General features: G+C 63.3%; 1 protein-coding gene and 1 pseudogene. One reads left to right on the top strand and one right to left on the bottom strand.

All coding sequences use genetic code 11. The annotated features are described in order from the left end of the window. Positions 1-348, top strand: a pseudogene (locus VKR55_RS33160) (transposase); the annotation flags it as partial. A 169-nt stretch (positions 349-517) separates the two neighbouring features. Here the strand turns inward: VKR55_RS33160 and VKR55_RS06125 are convergent. Further along, entirely contained in the window at positions 518-1,894 is a 1,377-nt protein-coding gene (locus VKR55_RS06125) for an IS1380 family transposase (protein WP_324400777.1), read from the bottom strand. Between the last annotated feature and the right edge of the window lie 549 nt (positions 1,895-2,443).

Genomic DNA, 2,443 nt, shown 5'->3' with positions numbered 1-2,443 from the left:
GTGCACGCCCCGATGCCACACACCGTGTCGCCATCTCAAACCGTCGTCTGATCGCGCTCAACGCGCGGCGCGTCACCTTCAAGGTCAAGGACTACGGGATCGAGGGACCGCGCCGATACACCACGATGATGCTCGACGTCGGCGAGTTCATCCGCCGCTTCCTCATCCACGTCCTGCCCAAGGGCTTCCACCGCATCCGCCACTACGGTCTGTTCGCCAGCAGTAACCGAGCCGAAACGATCGCCCGGGCGCGCGAGCTTTTGGGCTTAGCCCCCATCCGTCGCCGACCAGGCAGTCGAAACCGATCCGGCCGCAACGCAACTGCTCGCCAACCCGTGTCCCTGCTGCGCGGCGTGCTAGCCCGGATCATGCGCCACGCGAGACGTTTTTGTCCGTCACTGGCGCGGGCGCGCGTTAGCGTTCCGACCGCTGATCGGTGCGAACCCACTCACTATGCAACGCGTTTGGGGTTGATCTGCCTTCGTCGGCGGCTCGTCGGGGCACGATGCCCCGCAAGTCACGGCGCTGACGGCATGATCCCGAGCGCGATGGTGCGGAACAGTGCACCCTGCGGGCAACTGGTCGGCAGTTGGATGCGAATTCGCGCGAGGTGCTCGATCACACGCGCGCCGATCTTGATTAGGCGCTCGCGGATGGTGGCGAACTCAGCCGTCGCGAGCGGGTCTGTCTGCGGAATGGCGGCACGCACGGCATGCATGAGCCAGAACGCAGCGGTGTGGAACGCGAGACGCACCTGATTGGCTGTCGCGCTGTGACACGACATGCGGTCCGACGCCAGCTGCGCCTTGTGCAGCTTGATCAGGTTTTCCATCTGCCCGCGCCGGCAGTAGACGTTTTCGTAAAGATGCTGCGCCGAGCCCTTGAGAGAGGTGACGACATAACGGATGTCCACCTCCTGGCGCATGCCGGTCGAAGTGGCTCCTCCGTCGTCCGGCTGCAGCGAACACTCCAGCCGCGCCACCACCCTGCGCGGCCGTTTCCAGCTGCTGGCCCGGTAGGTGAAGCTCGCAAAGGTGCGCACCTTCTCCTGACGGCTTTGGGCATGATGGAAGCGCAGATCGTCGGCGGTTTTGGCCACGATTGCATCGAGCACCGCATTGCCGGGGAGGCCGAAGATATAATCAGTATCGTTGTCCTCGGCCCATTCCATGGCTTCGACGCGGCCGTAATGACTGTCGCCACGCCAGACGATCCGGGTATTGGGCCAGTGCTTGCGCAGGCGCTGGGTCACATGCTTGATGACGGTGCACACCTCCGTGCCGTTGGGCGTGCGCGCCGGGCGCAGGATGGCCGCCACCGGCGTGCAACTCGCCACGTGATAGATGTGCATCGATGCAAAGCCGCGTTCGCCGTAATGCGCGTTCCAGAATGCCAGTTGCTGGCCGCCATGCGCCGCGCAGAAGGTGTCGTCGATGTCGAGGATCTCCATCCTACCCGGCTTTACCGTCGTGCCGAACTGATCGAGCAGAGCGACAGCGAGCCGTGCCGCCTCGGTCTTGCTCGGCGCATTCTCCAGGCGGGAGATGGTCGATTGCGAGGCCAGCGGCGCGCCGCTCTGCGGATGGCGGCCGACCGCGACCTTCATGAGCGGATCGTGGCGCAGCCGGTCGTGGTCGATGGCGTCCTCGTATCCGCAGGCGATCGCAGAGGTGCGCGCCATCACCAGCTCGAACATCTCATGGAGGATGCGGTCTGGATCGCGGCGATCAGGCATCGCATCGGCGAGCCGCCGGCACACGCCGAGCCGGCGCTCAGCCTCCCGCAGCAATAACAAGCCCGCGTCGGAGGATTGATTGCCGCCCTCAAAATCCACTGTGAGTTTCTTGCGGCGGACGGCTGGTAGGTCGAAGGGAAGCAGCGTATCGGTGTTCATGGCGGCTGTGGCGGAGCGGCGGTTGCACGAGGCGGTTCGTCTGCACAACGATTGCCTATGTGAATCGCGGCTTTCACGCCACTGCCGTCACTCAAAACTCACGGCTCACGCATAATCCAGGCTAAAACGTTCGAACGTGGAGCGACGTGAGCGATTTGAAACGGGCGCGGAAGCGAGTGCGGCCGCCCAGTATACTTGTCGGCCGCTTAATCCAAGAGGTCGTGCAATCATCATGTGACGAATGGTCAAACATCTCTGGATGCGGCTGCGATCGCGCCGATCTGGCATCGCCTTGGCGGCGCTTGCGCTCCGCGTCTCTCCGAAGCAGCAAACTGGCATGCGAGAACAGGTCGCCGCCCTCAAAATCGAGCGTGAGTTTCTTGCGTCGGACAGCTGGAACGCCGAAGGGGGAGCAGCGTATCGTCGATCACAGCGGTTGTGGCGGAAGGTTGGTATGCGAGGCAATTTGTCTGGTCAGCAATTTTCTACATGATTCGGCCGCTCGCATAGTCGCCCCAAATTCTCCCCCTCACCGGTAACCGCATAATC

The sequence above is a fragment of the Bradyrhizobium sp. genome (genome assembly GCF_035309285.1).
GTDB lineage: Bacteria > Pseudomonadota > Alphaproteobacteria > Rhizobiales > Xanthobacteraceae > Bradyrhizobium.
This window is presented reverse-complemented; position numbering and strand designations above follow the sequence as displayed.